The organism is Viridibacillus arvi (genome assembly GCF_001274945.1).
Taxonomy (GTDB): Bacteria; Bacillota; Bacilli; order Bacillales_A; family Planococcaceae; genus Viridibacillus; species Viridibacillus arvi.
Window position 1 is genome coordinate 114,186 of sequence record NZ_LILB01000001.1, and the last position, 20,000, is coordinate 134,185.

Annotated in this window: 14 protein-coding genes; 11 read left to right on the forward strand and 3 right to left on the reverse strand. The window is 33.5% G+C overall.

Translation table 11 applies throughout. The annotated features are described in order from the left end of the window. Positions 1-87 precede the first annotated feature (87 nt). From AMD00_RS00540 to AMD00_RS00555, 4 genes are all read left to right on the forward strand, one after another. Positions 88-1,050, forward strand: coding sequence for an alpha/beta fold hydrolase (locus tag AMD00_RS00540; RefSeq protein ID WP_053416736.1), 963 nt, complete (start codon positions 88-90; stop codon positions 1,048-1,050). 708 nt (positions 1,051-1,758) lie between these two features. Then, positions 1,759-4,365, forward strand: coding sequence for a cation-translocating P-type ATPase (locus AMD00_RS00545; RefSeq protein WP_053415156.1), 2,607 nt, complete (start codon positions 1,759-1,761; stop codon positions 4,363-4,365). Positions 4,366-5,245: 880 nt separating this feature from the next. After that, complete coding sequence (locus tag AMD00_RS00550) at positions 5,246-6,547, forward strand: NCS2 family permease (RefSeq protein WP_053415157.1); 1,302 nt, start codon at positions 5,246-5,248, stop codon at positions 6,545-6,547. A gap of 255 nt (positions 6,548-6,802) precedes the next feature. Continuing rightward, positions 6,803-7,708, forward strand: coding sequence for an HNH endonuclease (locus tag AMD00_RS00555; RefSeq protein WP_053415158.1), 906 nt, complete (start codon positions 6,803-6,805; stop codon positions 7,706-7,708). Between the two features lie 63 nt (positions 7,709-7,771). Here AMD00_RS00555 and AMD00_RS00560 read toward each other — a convergent pair whose 3' ends face one another. Beyond that, entirely contained in the window at positions 7,772-10,651 is a 2,880-nt protein-coding gene (locus tag AMD00_RS00560; RefSeq protein ID WP_053415159.1) for a DUF3427 domain-containing protein, read from the reverse strand. Between the two features lie 21 nt (positions 10,652-10,672). Next, complete coding sequence (gene mutT / locus AMD00_RS00565) at positions 10,673-11,068, reverse strand: 8-oxo-dGTP diphosphatase MutT (RefSeq protein WP_053415160.1); 396 nt, start codon at positions 11,066-11,068, stop codon at positions 10,673-10,675. A gap of 175 nt (positions 11,069-11,243) precedes the next feature. On the opposite strand from mutT, the gene AMD00_RS00570 reads away from it, so the two are divergent. The 3 genes from AMD00_RS00570 to AMD00_RS00580 all read left to right on the forward strand — a co-directional run bounded on the left by AMD00_RS00570 (position 11,244) and on the right by AMD00_RS00580 (position 13,398). After that, complete coding sequence (locus AMD00_RS00570) at positions 11,244-11,831, forward strand: Maf family protein (RefSeq protein ID WP_053415161.1); 588 nt, start codon at positions 11,244-11,246, stop codon at positions 11,829-11,831. Between the two features lie 149 nt (positions 11,832-11,980). After that, on the forward strand, positions 11,981-12,319 hold the full coding sequence (locus AMD00_RS00575) for a DUF3139 domain-containing protein (protein ID WP_053415162.1): 339 nt from the start codon (positions 11,981-11,983) through the stop codon (positions 12,317-12,319). A 188-nt stretch (positions 12,320-12,507) separates the two neighbouring features. Beyond that, positions 12,508-13,398 (forward strand): patatin-like phospholipase family protein, encoded by an 891-nt coding sequence (locus tag AMD00_RS00580; protein ID WP_053415163.1) that lies wholly within the window; start codon positions 12,508-12,510, stop codon positions 13,396-13,398. Positions 13,399-13,474: 76 nt separating this feature from the next. Here the strand turns inward: AMD00_RS00580 and AMD00_RS00585 are convergent, their stop codons facing one another. Then, positions 13,475-15,268, reverse strand: a complete 1,794-nt coding sequence (locus AMD00_RS00585) for a S9 family peptidase (protein WP_053415164.1) — start codon at positions 15,266-15,268, stop codon at positions 13,475-13,477. Positions 15,269-15,543: 275 nt separating this feature from the next. Here AMD00_RS00585 and AMD00_RS00590 point away from each other — a divergent pair, with 275 nt between their 5' ends. From AMD00_RS00590 to AMD00_RS00605, 4 genes are all read left to right on the forward strand, one after another. Further along, positions 15,544-16,245 carry a M15 family metallopeptidase gene (locus AMD00_RS00590; RefSeq protein WP_245639411.1) on the forward strand — a complete coding sequence of 234 codons (702 nt, stop codon included), beginning with the start codon at positions 15,544-15,546 and terminating at the stop codon, positions 16,243-16,245. Between the two features lie 129 nt (positions 16,246-16,374). Then, positions 16,375-18,036, forward strand: a complete 1,662-nt coding sequence (locus AMD00_RS00595) for a MutS-related protein (RefSeq protein ID WP_053415165.1) — start codon at positions 16,375-16,377, stop codon at positions 18,034-18,036. Between the two features lie 303 nt (positions 18,037-18,339). Then, the gene (locus tag AMD00_RS00600; RefSeq protein WP_053415166.1) at positions 18,340-18,918 is read left to right on the forward strand and encodes a CPBP family intramembrane glutamic endopeptidase; all 579 of its coding nucleotides are present in this window, start codon (positions 18,340-18,342) and stop codon (positions 18,916-18,918) included. Between the two features lie 445 nt (positions 18,919-19,363). After that, complete coding sequence (locus tag AMD00_RS00605) at positions 19,364-19,870, forward strand: DUF4825 domain-containing protein (protein ID WP_053415167.1); 507 nt, start codon at positions 19,364-19,366, stop codon at positions 19,868-19,870. Positions 19,871-20,000: the final 130 nt, after the last annotated feature.

Below are 20,000 nucleotides of genomic sequence, written 5' to 3' on the forward strand. Positions count from 1 at the left end.
TCATTTAAGCTTTCTTTAACGGCTTGTTAAGGTAGCCCAATAAACAGATGAAGACAGGAGAAGATAAAAGTGAAACTAATAGAGACAATGAAAATGAGAATGGGTATGAGGACAACTAAAATACTAACCATTATACTCAAAATAATAGGAGCAATAATTATAGCATTCGGAATTTTTTTAGCAACGGTTTATATAGTTCATATTGTCTGTAATAAATCGGAGCAAGGAAAAATAGAGTCTTATGGTCAGTCTGTAACAGTCGATGGGAAAAATATGAATGTTTTGATTCAAGGAAAAGGCGAAGAGACTGTCGTGCTACTACCTGGATATGGAACAGCTGCACCAGCACTTGATTTTAAGCCACTAGTGGATGAGCTATCTCCATATTATAGAGTCGTCGTGATTGAGCCTTTTGGTTATGGATTAAGTGACAATACCGAAAAAGAACGAAGTACAGAGAATATTGTAAGCGAAATTCATGAAGCATTGCAGAACCTGAATATTGAACGATATATTTTAATGGGTCATTCCATTGCAGGCATTTACGGGCTGGATTATGTGAACAAATATGAAAATGAAGTGAGTGCATTTGTCGGGATAGATAGCAGTGTTCCTACACAAGGCGGTATGGATACTAAATTCCCAATAAAAACGTTTAAATTTCTCAAAAAATCAGGTTTAGCCAGATTGGTAGTAAAACTAACTGGTGATCCATATGCTGGACTACCATATGATGACAAAACAAAAGAACAAATGAGAATTCTTTCTCTCAAAAATATGTATAATTCCAGTACATCAAACGAAATGGAAAATTTCAACACTAACTTTAAAGCTGCTGAAAATTTAACATTCCCCAAAAATCTCCCCCTGTTTTTCTTTATACAAGAGAATAATACAGGTGTGAAAAGATGGATACCATTACATGAAGAGCAAGTAAAAGGTTCGGTACATGGAAAAGTGATGACACTTAAAGGAGAACATTATTTACACCATACCAAATCAAAAGAAATCGTTGAAAACTTTAGAAAATTTATTGAAGAAACAAAATAAATGCATTGAAATAAGTCCATCTTCAATCTAGTGGATGTGTATAAGTCATAAAAAACCGCCCTTTAGGGCGGTTTTTTCACATTTTGTTTATGAAGCGAAGGGGCCGAGATTTATATTGTATGCCGAAGTAATTTCACGTGTATATACTCATTTTAAATTAAAGATTAGATGATAATGAGTACGACAATATCAATCCTATCGATTAGTAAATTAAATATCTTTATATTTAATGCATTTAACAAAATATTTTAATTTCTATATCGATTATTATCATACTGGAATGCAAACAGGAATAGAATTGTTAAAGTAAAAATATTATTGAGATGGAGTAGATAGAGTGGGGAATTGTGATGTTTATCATCTAATGCTATTTTCCGGAAATCTATTTAAAAGAATTCGTAACCTTTAAATGGAAGGACAACCCAAATAGGGTCTGTAGGGTGAGAATTTAAAGTTTTTTTATCGAATATAGTTAGGTCTTAGGGAAATGACACAAAATTTTTAAGGAACTTTAACATTCAAATTGATTTAGTAGGTTATCGATTCTTTAACTACTAGCACATGAATACGAGTTTTTAAACTAACTTCCAATGACATTTCGAATTGAGTTATTTAAGTTGTAGGAGACTCTATAGGTAGTAGGGAACAACAGAGAGTTTCAATAATTAGCATGATAATCTAATAATTTCATACTGGAAGGAGAATCAGATGTCAGAATATCATCAACAATCATCAACTGAAGTCATGGATATGTTGGATGTAACAAAAGAAGGGTTAAGTGATTATGACGTCCAAAAGAGACAAGAAGAATACGGCTATAATGAATTGGTGGCAGGAAAAAGAACAAGCACATTTGCCGTTTTCTTTGGACAGTTTAAAGATTTATTAGTCATTATTTTAATGATTGCCGCTGTCATTTCATATCTACTAGGTGAAGTAGGAAGTACTATTGTGATTCTGATCGTTGTTATTTTAAACGCAATCCTTGGTACTGTACAGCATGTAAAAGCCGAAAAGTCTTTGGACAATCTGAAAGAATTGACCTCTCCAGTTGCAAAAGTGATGCGAGATAATCAGATTATTGAAATTGAATCAGAAGATATTGTGGTTGGGGATCTTCTCTATTTAGAGACCGGTGATTATGTAAGTGCTGACGGAAGATTATTAGAAAGCTATAATCTTCATATAAATGAAAGTTCGCTGACAGGTGAATCGTTGGCTGTAGCAAAAAGTACAGCACCTATTGAAGATGATCAAGTTACTATTGGTGATAAAAAAAATATGGTTTTCACTGGAAGCTTTGTCACTAATGGACGTGGAATTGTAATTGTTACAGCTATTGGAATGGAAACTGAGATCGGGAAAATTGCCAATTTACTAGATACTGCAAAGGAAAAGAAAACACCTCTACAAGTAAGCCTAGATCATTTTGGTGAAAAATTAGCATTAGGTATCACGATGATCTGTGTAGCCATTTTCACTATTGATCTTATTAGAGGTCGGGAAATAGTGGAATCGTTTATGTTTGCTGTTTCGCTTGCAGTTGCTGCAATACCAGAAGCATTAAGTTCAATTGTTACTATTGTGTTGGCTTTTGGGACACAAAAAATGGCAAAGGAAAATGCCATTATACGCAAGCTATATGCAGTTGAAAGTCTAGGGAGTGTTTCGGTTATTTGTTCTGATAAAACGGGAACCCTCACTCAAAATAAAATGATAGTTCAACAAGTATATGTTGATCAAAAAGTCATTTCACATAATCAACTCCAGACAGAGAATGCAATCGAGAAGGATCTTATCTTAAAGGCGATCTTATGTAACAACTCCTTGGAGAGAGATCAAAAAGAAATTGGAGACCCTACTGAAATTGCACTTGTAAAATTAGGGAAGCAGTACAATCTCGACGAATTAATCGTAAGAGATCAATTTCCAAGAATTGCGGAAATTCCTTTCGATTCAGACAGAAAGCTTATGAGTACAGTGAATCATATTAATCAACAAAATGTCTTGATTACCAAGGGCGCATTAGATGTTCTTCTAGCTAAAATTGTGAAGATCAAAACATCTCAAGGCATCATGGATATTACACCAGAACATCGTAAAAAAATAGAAGATGTGAATCGTGTCTTTTCTATGAATGGTTTACGGGTACTTGCGATTGCTTACAAAGAAACAAGAAAAAACCAAAAAATTGATGTATCAGTCGAAAGTGATTTAACCTTTTTAGGATTAGTGGCGATGATGGATCCTCCTAGAGAAGAGTCAAAAGAGGCGGTAGAAAGTTGTATAAAGGCTGGTATTAAACCAGTTATGATTACAGGGGATCATAAAATAACAGCAACTGCTATTGCCAAACAAATTGGTATTTTAGAAGATCCTTCAGAAGCGATTGAAGGATATGAAATTGAAGAGTTAACTGATCAACAACTACAAGAAATAGTTCCGGATATTTCTGTCTACGCACGAGTAACACCTGAGCATAAGATTCGTATTGTTAAAGCTTGGCAGGAGAAAGGGAATGTCGTTGCAATGACGGGGGATGGGGTCAATGATGGCCCTGCCTTAAAACAAGCAGACATCGGTGTAGCGATGGGGATAACCGGTACCGAGGTAGCGAAAGATGCATCTTCTATGATTTTAACGGATGATAATTTTTCAACGATTGTCAAGGCTATTTCGAATGGTAGAAGCATGTATACCAATATAAAAAACGCCATTCTATTCTTATTGTCAGGTAATGCAGGTGCTATATTTGTTGTTTTATATGCAACAGTATTAGGGTTACCAGTTCCATTTGCTCCAGTGCATCTATTATTTATCAACTTACTAACCGATAGTTTACCAGCTATTGCAATAGGTTTAGAGCCACATAATAAGAAAACAATGAAGTACAAGCCTAGAAATATTAACACTCCATTATTAAATAAAAAATTTACTACTCAAGTGGTGCTCGAAGGATTATTAATTGGTATTTCAACCATCATTGCTTTTGAAATGGGATTGTCCACCGGAGATACTCTAACCGCAAGCACAATGGCATTTACAACATTATGTTTGTCTAGGTTAGTACACGGTTTCAACTCGAGATCAAAAGAATCGATCTTTACAATTGGTATATTCTCGAATAAATATACTTGGCTAGCATTTTTAATCGGATTTTTAAGCTTACATTTAGTATTATTCATGCCATCACTTTCAGGTGTATTTGAAGTTGCAAAATTAAATGGAGTACAATTAGGTATTATTTATAGCTTGTCCATTATGCCGTTCCTAGTAAATCAGTGGTATAAACTTCTGTTTGTGAGAAATAAATAATATCTCAAAGATCCAACAGACACTCTTAGCAGTATTCTGTTCAGACCGTAGACAAACTCGAAGAAATTTGAGTTTGTCTACGGTCTTTTTTCTTTTACAATAAATATAGATGAATAACCGTTGATTTCCGCTGTGTGCGGACGCTTTCCGCGGGCGGGGCCGAGCCGCTTCCTTCGCTACGCTCAGTCCAGGGTCTCGACTATCCCGCTTTTCCCGCTGGAGTCGCCGCACTCCGCTCCAATCAACTACGTATGTATCATAAACAAATCTTTTGAGATGATAGAAAATAATGACATAAAAAACCTGAAAGAGATCAAATTGAAATTGATTGCTTTGGATCCATGAGTACCACAAGAAAATCTTAGGGAAAAATTGGGGAAGTGGTGACCAAAGTTAAAAGGTCTTAAAAAAGTGACCCTGCAGGACCGCAGTGATTTAAAAATTCGCAAATTGAACTTGTCGAAGTTAAAAAACGGAATAAATGGTAACACTCGAAGAGTATTTTATCTATAAAAGAGGATCTTAAATAACCAAAACATATATAAATAACAAAAGACATTCAAGATGTGAGAATTCTGAGTTCCTTTTGTCGAAATACTGAACAGACACTCATAGTAGTGTCTGTTTTTTGTGCACAAATATTTGAATATTGGTAGTTCTACATTTTTGGGTTGATAAGCAGAATAATTCCTATCAATTAAAGAATTTCTTCTATAAATATATTGCATAATAAATAATCATTGGAAATGCGCATTATTCAAATATAATCAAATAATTTAGAGAATAATGACTTTGAGAAAAAGGGTTGCATTTCGTCTTATAAGCGAATATTATATTTAATGTTGCAAAAAATGTTCGTGTTTAAGAAGGAGGTAAAAAAATGTTTCGTTTAAAGGAACATGGTACAAATGTTAAGACTGAACTTATTGCAGGAATGACTACATTCCTCACTATGATATATATCGTTGTTGTAAACCCAATAATATTATCGGATGCAGGTGTACCACTTGATCAAGTATTTATGGCAACTATTATTTCTGCTGTAATAGGTACATTATGGATGGCACTTTGTGCGAATTATCCAATCGCAATTGCTCCTGGTATGGGGTTGAATGCATATTTCACTTATGCAGTCGTAATATCCTCTGGTGGTAAGATAGACTATTTGACAGCTTTTGCTGCGGTTTTCGTGGCAGGGATAATTTTCATTCTTTTATCTTTAACTCCACTACGTGAAAAACTAATAACAACGATCCCTCAAAATTTAAAACATGCAATTACTGCTGGGATTGGTTTATTTATCGCATTCCTTGGTTTACGTATGGCAAAAGTGGTTGTCGCAAGTGATAGTAACTTAGTGATGCTAGGTGATTTAACTTCTCCTGGTGTACTTTTAACATTGTTTGGTTTATTCATCACTGTTATTTTAATGGTACGTAATGTCAAAGGTGCATTATTTATCGGTATGATTGTTACTGGTATTGTAGCAGTGCTAACTAATCAATTACATATTGAAAAAGTAGTAGCGCTTCCTCATTTACCAGAAGGTATTTTAATTTGGAATCCAATTGAAGCATTTAGCCAAGTCTTTTCATTTGGATTATATGGCGTTGTATTCTCATTCATTTTAGTTACACTTTTTGATACAACAGGTACAATGGTTGGTGTCGCTAAGCAAGCAGGTTTGATGAAGGGCGATAAATTACCTCGTGCACGTCATGCATTATTAGCTGACTCAGTTGCCACAACTGTTGGTTCTATGTTTGGTACAAGCCCAACAACAGCATTTGTTGAGTCATCATCTGGTGTTGCAGCTGGTGGACGTACAGGTTTAACTAGCTTAACTGTCGCTATTCTATTCATCGTTGCTTCATTCTTTGGCCCATTAGTTAGTGCTGTTTCTGGTGTTACAGCCATTACTTCTCCAACTCTTATTATTGTTGGTACATTAATGATTGGATCAGTAAAAGATATTGAATGGGGTAAATTTGAAGAAGCGTTCCCAGCATTCTTAATCATATTAATTATGCCGCTAACTTCAAGCATTTCAACAGGGATTGCTTTTGGTTTTATCACTTACCCAATTTTGAAAATTGCTAAAGGTGAAGCGAAAGAAGTTCATCCATTGCTTTACGTTTTCGCTATTCTATTTGCATTCCAATTAATATTCTTACCTCACTAATACAGAAAATGCTCACTGCATGTTTAGATGCCGTGAGCATTTTTTCTCGTTTTAAAATTATTGGTATTTTGTCTGATATTACAGAGAGGTATTATGATGTAGTAAAACGTTCTTTCAATGGCTTACGTCGTTTACTTCGGAAACTTAATGGAGGAGAGAATATCATAGTAGAAATGTAGAATAAAGCATCATTCTACAGTATTAGACCTTAATAGTGGTATTATTGTATTAGAATAATGTAAGAGGTGCATTGGCGTGAATTTTTATATAGTTATGCAAGGACAAACGTATGAAGAAGAGAAAAAACATAATATTATTTGGTCACACCAGCTAGACAAGAGTGGTCAAACACCGCATTCCTGGGGACGAATGAAAGAAGTTGAATCAGGGGACTGTATTTTTCACTATGTTAAAGGTGATATAGTAGCAGTAAGTATTACAAAAACAGATTTTAGTGAATCGTTAAATCCATATAAAAGTGAGAATAGTGTCGATGGTTATACTGTTGAGACTGTTTATGAAGAATTAGAGAAGCCACTAAATATTAAAAGGCATTTTGAAGAGATTCAGCCGCTTCTTCCATTAAAGTATTCTGCTTTTCAGGAAAATGGTGATGGAAATCAGGGATATCTATTTCCTTGTAACGAGTTATTAGCTATTAAAATTCTAGAACTCATAAGTGATTTAAATATTTATGAGGAGGATCAGGAACAACTAGAGTTTGCAATCGGGCCTATTGTAAGTAAAGAGCGTAATAGTTTAATACCGATTATTGCAGAAACAGAAGCGGAAGCGAAAGTGAAAATCCGTAAAGGAAAGCAAAAGCATAAAGAAGCTTTAGCTCCATTCTGGAATCATCAATGTGCATTATGTGGGATTGATTTACCGGCCATGCTACGTGCGAGCTATTCAAAACCTTGGAAAGACAGCACGAATGAAGAGCGGTTAGATCCATACAATGGTTTGTTACTATGCTGTAATCATGATGCTTTATACGATAAAGGTTATATTGCATTTGATGGTACAGGTAAAATTCATATATCAGACAGACTGTATGAAAGCGATTATGAGAAATATGGTGTTAACCCTAAAATGCGTGTAAATCGAAGTGAACCAAATAAAAAGTATTTTAAGTGGCATAAGAAGAATGTGTTTAAGTAAATAGGATGGTTTACTGATTTTAAATTAGTGTAAAAAAACTCGAAGCAATTTCGCTTCGAGTTTTTATTCTTCTACTAAATAATGATACATATTGTATTCTACTGGATGCTCTAAAATCATGTTCATTGTTACAACATTGTAAGCTTTACCTTTATCAATTAAATGATCGTTTATGGCACTAGATTCATCGACTTTTACGTTTCCTAAGTAATAAAAGTCTTTGCCTTCACCATTATGCTTTTTAACGAATAAATGTACTGTAGTATTTTCTGAATCAGATTTAACAATTGGGGCAATATCTTTTGCAGTAATTTTTCGATTTTTAGTTGAACACCATTTAAACACTTCATTTGAAAGAAATTCATCCATATAATGTACGGTTGCATCATCTTCTACTTTATGATAATTCACAAATATTGGGCATGTATTTGATTTTACATGTCCACCATTCAGGGTGCCTTCCGCATTACTTTCCCAATTCAAAAGGCGGCAAACATCTTTTCTTGAATATTTTTTATATATAGTAAATGGTTGAGTAGAATCATAGTGTTTGTTTTTTTCTAAGGCGCATCCAATTATATCTTCGATGAATTTCTTGTAATTTTCATTTTTTAAACTTTGAGCTATTTCGTCACTAAACTTATAGTAATCGTTATCCAGTACTATTAGTGGTTTATTTCCATATTTTTCACGAGCAACAGTGACAAAGAAGTTTAAAGATAATATGTTTTCAACTGATTGTATTGTTTCTTCTTCAAGATATGTACCAAAATTTTTTACTAGCTTAATAAACTCACACTTAGTAATCGAACCGTTTTTTAGCAAGATGTCAATTAACAATATTTCATGAATTCTTTTTCCGTTTAAAAGTTCAAGTGAAAACATGGATAAAGTTTTTAATTCGTAAGTCGTTAATGAAGGAAGTTCTTCCTTCATTTTTATTAAAAATGAATAATAGTTATCAGAGTAGTTTACTATTACTTCTGGATCAAGAGATTCTTGATGCATGAAATCTAGCAAAGAAGGAATTTTTCCTAAACGATTTTTAAGTTCGCTGTATGTCTCTTTTAATATTTTTAAAGTAGACAAATTTGTATTATTAATAGCTTCAAAAATACGTTTCTTAGCAATTTCCTCAAAGCTTATTGTTGAAACACCTTGTATATAATCAGTATTTACAGTTCTTCGGCGCACGTTATCTTTATTCATTGAACGATCACCTGAAAGAGCAATTGGGATTAGATAGTTGTTTTTATAGTTACCGATAAAATCGATAATCGTAACATAATCTTTTGAATCATGTTTACGCAAGCCTCGTCCTAATTGCTGGATAAAAATAATACTAGATTGTGTTTGGCGTAGCATCACGATTTGATTTAGGAAGGGGATATCTATCCCTTCGTTGAATATATCGACAGTTAGTATATATTCAAGCTCACCAGAGGTCAGTTTTTTTATGGCTTCTTCACGTTCGTTTTGTGAATGATCCCCTGTTAAAGCACATGTTTTCAATCCTTGCTCATTTAATGTATCTGATAATTGGCGAGCTTCTTCCTTAGAACTACAAAACATTAGTCCACGAACTTTATCTCCAGAAAAACCATAATAGTTAATCTTTTTAATAATATGTTGTACGCGCTCATGTGATACAAGCTTCTGTAGTTCAGTAACTTCATCAATAATAACACCGTCCTTTTCATACTCTGTAACACCAAAGTAATGGAAGGGGCAAAGCATATCTTCTTCAAGTGCTGCCTGTAAGCGAATTTCATACGCAATGTTATAATCAAAAAGTTCATATATATTAAAGTTATCTGTTCTCTCAGGTGTAGCGGTCATCCCTAGTAAAAATTCAGGTTCAAAATAATTAAAAATTGTTTGATAAGATTGCGCGCCAGCACGATGTACTTCATCTATTAATATATAATCAAACTCGTTGCTTACAAATTGTTGAAGATAGCGTTCAGACGAGATGGTTTGAATCGTTGCAAATAGATAACGAGCTTTCACTTCTTTGAAGTTACCCGATAAAATACCATAATCTACTTCGTTTCCACCTAATATTGTACGATAATCTGACATTGCTTTTTTTAAGATTTGCTCGCGATGTACAATGAAAAGCATTTTTTTAGGCTGGAAATTGCGAACATCGAATGCGGATAGAAATGTTTTACCTGTCCCTGTAGCAGAAATGATAAGTCCTTTTTTTGCACCGGTTGCACGTAATGCTTTAATTTGCTGAAGTGCTTCATTTTGCATTTTGTTAGGTTTAATAGTAAGACTCTCTGCTAATGTGTTTGTAAGATATTCTGTTCTCATTTCTATAATATTAGAAGAATTAGTTTTAATGAAAGGGGCAGCAATATAATTTTGTGCATAAGCTGCAATCCACTCATCAGTTAATAGAGTTCCTTCATGCCAGGCATCTTCAAACTGATTTTTAAAATGGTGAATAACTTCACCTTCCTCTAGTGAAGTTAAAAACACATTCCATTCGAAATTTGTTTTTAAAGCGCTATCTGTTAAGTTTGAGCTACCAACTATAAGTGAATAATAATCTTCATGCTCGAAAATATATCCTTTTGAGTGGAATCCTTTGACGCTAGTTAAACGTACTTCAACATTTTTAAGTTTCAAAAGCTCTTTAAACATTTTAGGTTGATTAAAGCTTAGGAATGTGGAAGTTAAAATTCGGCCCTTAATCCCTTTTTTTTCTAAATCGTAGAGCATCGTTTTTAAAGTTGCTAAACCACCTTCAGTGATAAAAGCAATTGAAAAAGTAAAAGTCTTACATGTTTTTAGTTCCTGTAATAAAGTAGATAGCACATTTTCATGCGCTTTATTTGTGAGTAGTTTTGGTTTGAATTGTGCTGATACATGCTTGTTTTGATCTATAAAGCCCTTATGTAATGAACTTTCAATTTTACTTATTAAATGTTCCATTAAATTCACGCCCATAGTCTATTATTTTTGATTAGCTAGTTTTTCTACCGCAGGAATATCTGCAGGAGCGAAATCGAGTTGTGATAGATTTTGACGTTGCACCCATTTTGCATCAGCATGCTCACTAATTGTAGGAACACCATGGATGATTTTCGCCATATATGTTTCTAGACGGACTATGACTTTTTCATATTCGTATGTTGTATCTTCTACTTTTTGACCAACTTCAATTTTACAGCTAAACTCCTCATTAATTTCACGTTCTAAAGCCTGTTGTGGTGTTTCACCTGCTTCAATTTTACCACCAGGAAATTCCCAGTAATTCGCAAGCGACATTTCTGGACTTCTCAACGCACAAAATACTTCATTTTCTTCATTTTCAATTATTGCACCAACTACGTGTACTGTTTTTTTCATATCTATTAATCCTACTCCTTGTATAAAAACTTATATCCTATTTTACAGTATATAGTGTGGAACGTCATTAGATGGGGAATTTAATCGACAAATTGCTTTTTGACAATGGCCTTTTTGTCGCATCACTTTGCAAATACCGTCATCTTTTGTATGATACAAATGAGGAGTGAAGATTATGCAATTTCAAACGACAAGATCATTTATTTTAGCATCTGCATCACCACGACGTAAGGAGCTTTTCGGCCGTTTAAATATACCATTCGAAATCGTAACTGCTGATGTAGAAGAAACGAGTGTACAAGCGTCAGAAGTATCACAATATGTTACTGAGGTTGCACTATTAAAAGCGCGCGCGGTGGCGAAAATATCACCAGGGCGAGTAGTCATTGGCGCAGATACAATCGTAGCAAAAGACAATCAATTACTACATAAACCTAAGAGTCATGACGAAGCAATGGCACATCTTCGCACTCTTCGTAATACAGAACATGAAGTTTTAACTGCTGTAGGAATTATTGAAGAGGATGGGACAGAATCAACATTAGTTGAAAAAACGACAGTCATCTTTAAAAATGTTTCTGATGCATTATTAGAAGCATATGTCACAACTGGAGATCCTTTTGATAAAGCCGGTGGTTATGGTATACAAACTGAAGGTGTCTTTTTGGTCGATCGTATTGAAGGGGATTATTTAAACGTAGTTGGATTACCGTTAGCATCGTTATGTGAGCATCTAATTTCTCGGAGATTAATTTCATTATAGGATTTACTTTTCTTTGTTATTTATGAAAGAGAACCTTACTTAGGTTCTCTTTCATTTTTATTTCAATATTACTAATAATTAGCAAATGTATTCAGTGAAATAATATTATAAAGAAAATAGAATAAAATAATAAAGAGAATAATAGAGAAATGGGGTGTTCAACAATAAAAAAATTTGCAATTTTTATAACTATAATAACTGTCGTATTACTTATTACGCCTTTAGTAGGCTATGGGTATGTAAAGTATAAACTCTTTATTCTTGAAAAAGATACTTATAACTATTTGTTAGAAAAATACGATAAAAATGATTTTAAAATTGAGACAAATTTTGGCATGAAGGGTCCTTTATATACATCTACAGTTGTTTTTGAAGATGAAAAAGATATTGAATATATTTATATAAACAATCAAGGAAATATCGTTCAAATAATTCCGGATCCTAGTATTTATAATTTTAAGCATACTGAAAAGCCGTCACTTGAGTGAGGGTTTTTCTTGTTTAACTGTACTGAAAGAGTTATATCCATTTAGATGTCTAAAACATGTAGATCCTCGATTATCAAACTAAACAAAAATTAAAGAAGTGAAACATTTTTACGGCATTTTCGACATAAGTTTTTAATAACGCTCTCATTTCTTACGGAGTTATTAGTACGGATGAAGGGGGAAAAGATTTGAATGTCGATGGGGTATTTTCTGGTGGGGGAATTAAAGGTTTTGCATATTTAGGAGCATATCAAGTGCTTGAGGAAAGGGACATTCATTTTAATCGAGTAGCTGGAACAAGTGCGGGTGCTATTTTCGCAAGTTTTATCGCAGCTGGATTTACCTCGGATGAAATAGAAAAAATGCTAGATGAATTGGATGTTTCTGCGTTGCTTGATCCGCCTAAATCATTGTTTGGGTTGTCATTTCTGAAATGGCTCAATCTTTATTTTAAAATGGGGTTATATCAAGGTAAAGCCTTAGAAAAATGGTTTTATAAAAAGCTTGCACTTAAAGGCATCTATACATTTGGTGATTTACCAAGTGGTTCTATAAAGCTTATCGCATCGGATTTAACTAATGGTAAAATGCTTGTACTCCCAGATGATTTAAAAAACTACGGGATTGATGGTGAGTCATTCTCGGTTGCCCGTGCTTTACGTATGAGCTGTGGGATACCCTTTTTCTTTGAGCCGGTCAAATTGAAGATAGCAAATGGAGAATCAATAGTAGTTGATGGGGGAGTACTTAGTAATTTCCCTATATGGATATTTGATGATGAGATTGGCCGGAAGGAACGTCCAGTTATTGGATTGAAGCTAAGTCATCCGAGAGAAGATATGGATCCGCAAAAAATTAACAATGGTCTCCAATTATTTGAAGCACTTTTTACAACTATGAAAGATGCACATGATGAGCGATATATTTCTCGTAGACTTGAAAAGGATATTATTTTCATACCCGTTGAAAATTACAGTGCGACACAATTTGATCTAGATCAAAAAACAAAAGAAAGTTTAATTAGTATTGGAAGAGAAAGCACATTGCAATTTTTAAAAACGTGGCAAAAGGTTTTTTAGTAATAAAGTTGTTTATATTTAAATCTAAAACTGTAATAACCTCCTACCAATTAATTTGGATAGGAGGTTATTACAGTTATTTATTAATTTCTGTATTAAAAAATTCCAGTATCTTTTTATACACGAAAATTTCGTTCGCCTTTTTCGAGAATCCATGTCCCTCATCTTCTAGCACAGTATATCCGACTTCTCGTCCTTTTTCCTTTAACGCAGCCACGATTTGGTCAGATTCCTTTTGCACAACACGAGGATCGTTCGCCCCTTGAATAACAAACATAGGCTTCGTCATACCGTCTAAATACGTAATTGGTGAATCCGCTATTAATTTATCCTTATCCTTCTCTGGATCACCTATCCATTGCTTCATAAATGGTCCCCAAAACTCCGGAACAGACTTAATAAATGAAAATAAATTACTTGGACCAAAAATATCGACAACCGCTTTAAAGTAATCTGCATGACGGCCGTGTAGGAGAAGTGCCATATAGCCGCCATAGCTACCACCTAAAAGTAGCATTTTATCACGATCTGCATAGCCTTTTTCAATAAGCCAATCAATCCCAGTAATATTATCAAGACGTGGGCCATGACCCCAATCACCTTCAACCATCTTCATAAAGTTTAATCCGTAATTCGATGAGCCTCTGAAATTAGGTGCAAAAATAGAGTATCCTTGGTTAACAAGGAATTGGAACATCGGTCGAAATGATTTACGTTCAATTGATTGTGGACCACCGTGTGGCCATAAAATAACATAACCATTCGAATTTTCTTCCTTCGCCTTGAACAAGAGTGCTTCAATTTCTAAACCATCAAACGATGGATAGCGTAGCACTTCGGGTTCCACCAAATCCGCGTCTCGAACACCAGGTACTCTATAGTGAGTTAACTCTAACCAGGAACATCCCGTTTCCTTTGAAACAAAAATATTATTTGGCTTCGTAGCCGTTTTGCCTAGCAAATATAAATGTCCGCTTGGCATGATAATCATTTTCTCAATAATATCAACAGGTATTTCAATTTTTTCATTTGTTCCATCTGCAATTGAATAACGATAAAGCCGATCCTCTATACCATAGGAACCAACGATATATAGTGCATGCTCTTTTTTTGAATAATAAATACTTGAAAAGTCTTCTTTTTCTAATTGAAACACCTTTTTAAATTGTCTCGACTGAATATCAAATTTTGCTAAATAGCTAAAATCGTCATCGTAGTTTGTTAAAAAATAAATTTCGCCTTCAGAAGTATATACATGACCGGATACTGTATGCTGCTCATCCGTTGGTGGTGTTAGCAATACATCCTCATCATTGATCTGTACATATGCTAATGAATACGTATTCCCAAACGATTTAATATAAACAAATGATTTTTCTTCAGGGCTAACTGTAGCGATAAAAGTAGGCGCAACACTACCTTCTATAAGTATCTTTTCCTTATCATCCTCAATGTCATAAACTAGACTATTTAAATACTTCGCATTCCCATCAGTTGTAGAGTAATATAAATTTTTACCATTCTCGGTCAAATGTGCGTAGAAATGACGCTCTCCCTCTTTAAAGCGGATAGGTACTATGCTTCCTCCCTCAGGTGCAATCGCATAAATTTGGCTATTTTCATCACCATCTTTATCAAATCCAGCTAAAAGGAATTCACCTGTTTTCGAAAATGTAATAAAATGTGAGATTTGATTATTAAAAGTCAGTGGATATGGAAATTTTTTCTCTACATCCATTCCCCATAGATTAAAATGACCATTAAAATTCGTACATAATACAATCTGCTTTTCATCAGGACTAACCGCAAAATCACTAACGGTTAAATTTTGTAAAAAATTTGTAATATCCGGCTTTCCAAACTGAATCATAGCTTTTCCTCTTTTCTTAAAGTTAATAAATACGAGAAACATCTCTTAATAGGTGCCAGTATAAAATGATAGAAAGAGATATCTAAATATTCTCACTTTATATTATACAAGATAAAATGAATAAATGGAGTAAAATTCCAGTTAAGTCCATCTATTAAGGATTCTACAAATTTTTAAACGAATATATTGCCAATAAAGGGTTTAAGTTCAGTATTGTACCGAGTTCAAGCCTTTTAATTATGCCTTTTTACGTTATAATGAATGAGGAAAATTGAATGCTTCATACTAAAGAGGAATCATTTTTTAGAGGTGAACAGTTCTTCATGAAAAGCAACATTAATTACAGCTTAATTACAGGAATCATTATCATTATTATTTTTACAATTACCTTTAGTTTATTGTATATATTTAGCCGACATAACCAAATAGAAGAAGACAAATACGTTCTTCTGGGAGATGAGGCACCAATCCCGACCGAGCTACACCCTATTGTGGAAGTGAATAAAAATATCTTATTAGAAAAAGCAGCTGAAATAGATATTGATGTCATAATAACAGAAGGGCTTAGACCATTTGAGAAGCAGGATGAGTTGTACAATCAAGGTAGATCTACTCAAGGCAACATCGTCACATATTCAAAGGCAGGAGAATCTTTTCATAATTATGGATTAGCCTTTGACTATGCCATTAAGAATGCGAATGGCGGAATAGAATGGGATATTGATTATGATGGTAATCACAATGGACAATCCGATTGGTTCGAAGTTGCAGAAATAGCAAAGGAGCTTGGATTTGAATGGGGTGGAGATTGGAGACAATTCAAAGATTATCCGCATCTACAAATGACCTTCGGATTGAGTATCCCAATGCTTCAAGAAGGGTATCGCTTAGCTGAAGATAAAAACAAAATGACAAACTTTTTTTGCAACGAAAGGCATGACTTAATTGTTATGCCTTTTTGTTTACTTAATACGTAATATATTTTACAATTATTAGATATTAAGTCAGAACGTGGTTTTTGTTTTGGTTCGGAATTATACTAAAAAAACAGAACGAACTAACTTTTAAGTGAAGAAAGGTCAAAGAAAAAGAAGGGAAAAGAAATAATGGATTTAATAATAATTCTTGTAATAGTTGCGATTGCTATCTTTATCTATAATATATTAATGATAAAAAAGAAAAGACTAAAAAAGTTTAGGAAAGAATGGGCAACAGGAAAGTTTAATGCAAAAAGTGAAGATGATGAATCAGTGTTAAAGTACTGGGAAAATAAAAAAAATAGTGAGTTAAGATATGACGGTATAGATCAGTTGACGTGGGATGACCTTGCTATGAATACTGTTTTCAAAAAGATAAATTACACACAGACTTCGGTCGGATCAGAATATTTATTTAATCAACTTCGAGATATTGATCCATCTTTAAGAGATATACAAGATAAAGAAAATCTTTACGAATTACTGGAAAGTAATCAGGCATTAAGAGAAGACATTTTACGCATATTATCTGGTCTTGGAAAACAAGATTTTACAAACTCATCTTCTTTTTTTTACGAGAATCAAAGTAACATAAAATATGTAGCTATATATGTATTGCTTGCTTTAATGCCATTTGCTTCAATCATTTTGATGTTTATTAGCTTAAAGTATGGAATTTTTAGTTTAGTAGGATCTTTTCTACTTAACTTATTCGTATACTATAAAAATAAACCAGCGTTAGAGAATAATTTATACTCCACATCGTACATCGCAGCTATCATCAATACGGGTAAACGCTTTGCATCCGTCAAACATCCGGAATTTACTACATTTGCGAACGAGTTCAAAGTCAAAATGCAGCCAATCAAAAAAGTTTTAGTTTTAAGCAATATTGCTTCAATGGGAAAAGGAAATGGAGAATTTGATATCATTTTTGAATACATTCGAATACTATTTTTGTTGGATTTTATTAGTTACAACAACATTATTAAAACGATTTCAAAACATAAAGAAGAATACCGTGATTTATGGCAACTTATTGGGCAAATCGATGCAGGGATAGCAGTTGCGTTTTACAGAAAATCATTAGATACATTTTGTATCCCTATATTTGTGCAGAAAGAGGAACTTTCATTCAAAAATATGTTTCATCCACTTATCAATGAACCAGTAAAAAACACATCAAATCTAGGCAAGAGCACACTTATTACAGGGTCTAATGCATCAGGGAAATCTACGTATATTAAAGCAATTGCTATTAATACAATCTTGGCACAAACAATTAATACAGTGTTAGCAGAAAACTGGACAATGAAACCTAGCTATATTGTAACTTCAATGGCGATTCAAGATAATGTTCTAGATGGGGATAGTTACTTTATAGCTGAAATTAAATCACTTAAACGTATTATCCAACTGTGTGATCAAAGTAAACCATGTATCTCATTTATTGATGAAATACTAAAGGGAACTAATACGATAGAACGGATAGCAGCATCAGCTGCAATGATGGAATGGCTTTCTTTGAATAAAGGGATGAATATCATTGCTTCACATGATATCGAATTAACCGAAATTACAAAAAGTACGTATACAAATTATCACTTCAGTGAGTCAATTGAAAATGGTCAAGTTCATTTTGATTATAAAATTCATTCTGGACCATCAAAAACGAAAAATGCAATTAAGCTTCTTGAAATATTAGATTATCCACAAAGTATCACAAACAAGGCAAACGGGTTAGCCGAGCATTTCTTAGAGAGGCATGAATGGAAGGTAATGAAAAATTAAAAGATTGTAGATTGAAGAAACGCATTCCATTTAGAGTTAATAACCCCCCATTCAATTGAATGAGGGGGTTATTTAGGCTGCTAATGATTGTTATGTTCCTTAATGACGATTTGGGAACTTTAATTTTTATATGGATATTTATGTTAAAATAACTATTAAGATTGTGGAAAAAAGTACTTAAACTAATGCAGCAGGATTCTATAAAAAGAAAAGAGGGAGTTTCAGATAGATTTAAAAGTAAATAAGAATTATATTTGGGTATATTTCATAACATTTTTTGCCCTATGGTGTATCAGAGAATTATTGTTAGTTCAATATTTAGATTTGATGGATTCTGTTCCAAGAGCTATAACATCAGCCGTTATTAAAGTAGTTATTTGGATAATTCCAGTTTTATTATTAGTTAAAGTTATGGAAAAAGAGGTTCCACTTTCCTATTTAGGGTTACGTCAAAACTTTAGAAATGGTTTAAAATGGACAGGTTGGGCATCCTTAGTCTTCATATCTTATTTCGTAATTTTAAATTTCACTATTTTAGATAATAATGTCGATTTTCGAATAGGGTTTAACGAATGGCTTAATACTATTCTATTAGTTGGGATAACTGAAGAAATTGTCTTTAGGGGTTTTTTGTTAAGAAAACTTATGGATTCTTTTAAATTTTGGATAGCTAATACCATTACATCTTTACTTTTTATATCAATTCATTTTCCTATTTGGTTTTATAAAGGTCTTTTCGAATTCCCTTATATTTTAACTACCTCATTAACAGTTTTTATATTGAGCATTATATTTGGCTATGTGTATAAGAAAAGCGGATCTCTTTGGTCGGTAATCGTTATCCATTCTTTGTATAATTTGTTAGTATCGCTCTTCTACTAACTAATACTTTATTCAAGTAACGTTCCCAAATGCAAGTTTGGAGACGAACTCAAAGTCCACTAATGTTGTTAAATCAACGTTCGTGGCTTTTCTTATGAACATTGTTTATGAGTTGTTTTATGCATTTTTGTTGAAAGTCGGTCATAGCAAAGGTTTAGAAGTATTTGAAGTAATGTTGCACCATCGTCTTTGATGAATAAAATCGTGTATAAAAATTGAAGTCTTATCGTTGTAAATCCGCATAAATCTGAATAGCCCCCTTATTGTGCTAACGGGTGCTTTAGTAAAAGATCGTTGAGCTGTTTATACAGCTCTTTTTCTTATTCAACTAACGAGGCAGGTTAGTTGAAGAGTGTTGTTTAACTTGTGTTCAACAATCGGGCCATTTAGTTGAATTGTTGTGGTAACTTTTTAAGTAGGTAATTTATTATTGGGGGGAATACTTGTGAAACAAATACTTAAACTCTCGTCTTTTTTACTGCTGGTAGCTCTGATTGTGAGTGGATGTAATTCAAAAAGCGGGAGTGAAGAACCTCTTGACGTTAAATTTGGATATGTTGGCGATTTGTTCAAATTTAAAGACGCTTATGTTGGAAATTCCAGTGCAGTAGGGAACATCGTAAGTCGATTAGAGAGTGCAGAACAATTTAAAGGATTTGAACTGAAAACAGATGAGGAGCCGTATGGCATCATTCTGAATTACAGCGTGGAAGAATCAGAACAGGATTATAAAGGAATTGTTATTTATAACGCTACATTCTTATTCACCTTAATTCAGAATGCAGATTGGATAACGTTTAATTTTGCGAACGAAGAATACACAATTACCAAAGAAAAACTACAAAATTGGTATGGAGAAGATTTTACAGGAATGCAAAGTGAAGATGAGGTAAAAACGTTCATACAAAAACATTTGGATGATGAAAATAAAGTAAAGCAGTTATTCAATTAAAGGGTGCTTTAGTGAAATATAGAGCTGAATATTACAGCTCCTTTTTCTTGTTCAACTAACGGGGCAGCATTCCTGTTTGAAAGATATTCAGGGTCTTGAAAGAAAAAGAGTCCTCTAGTATGATGCTGAG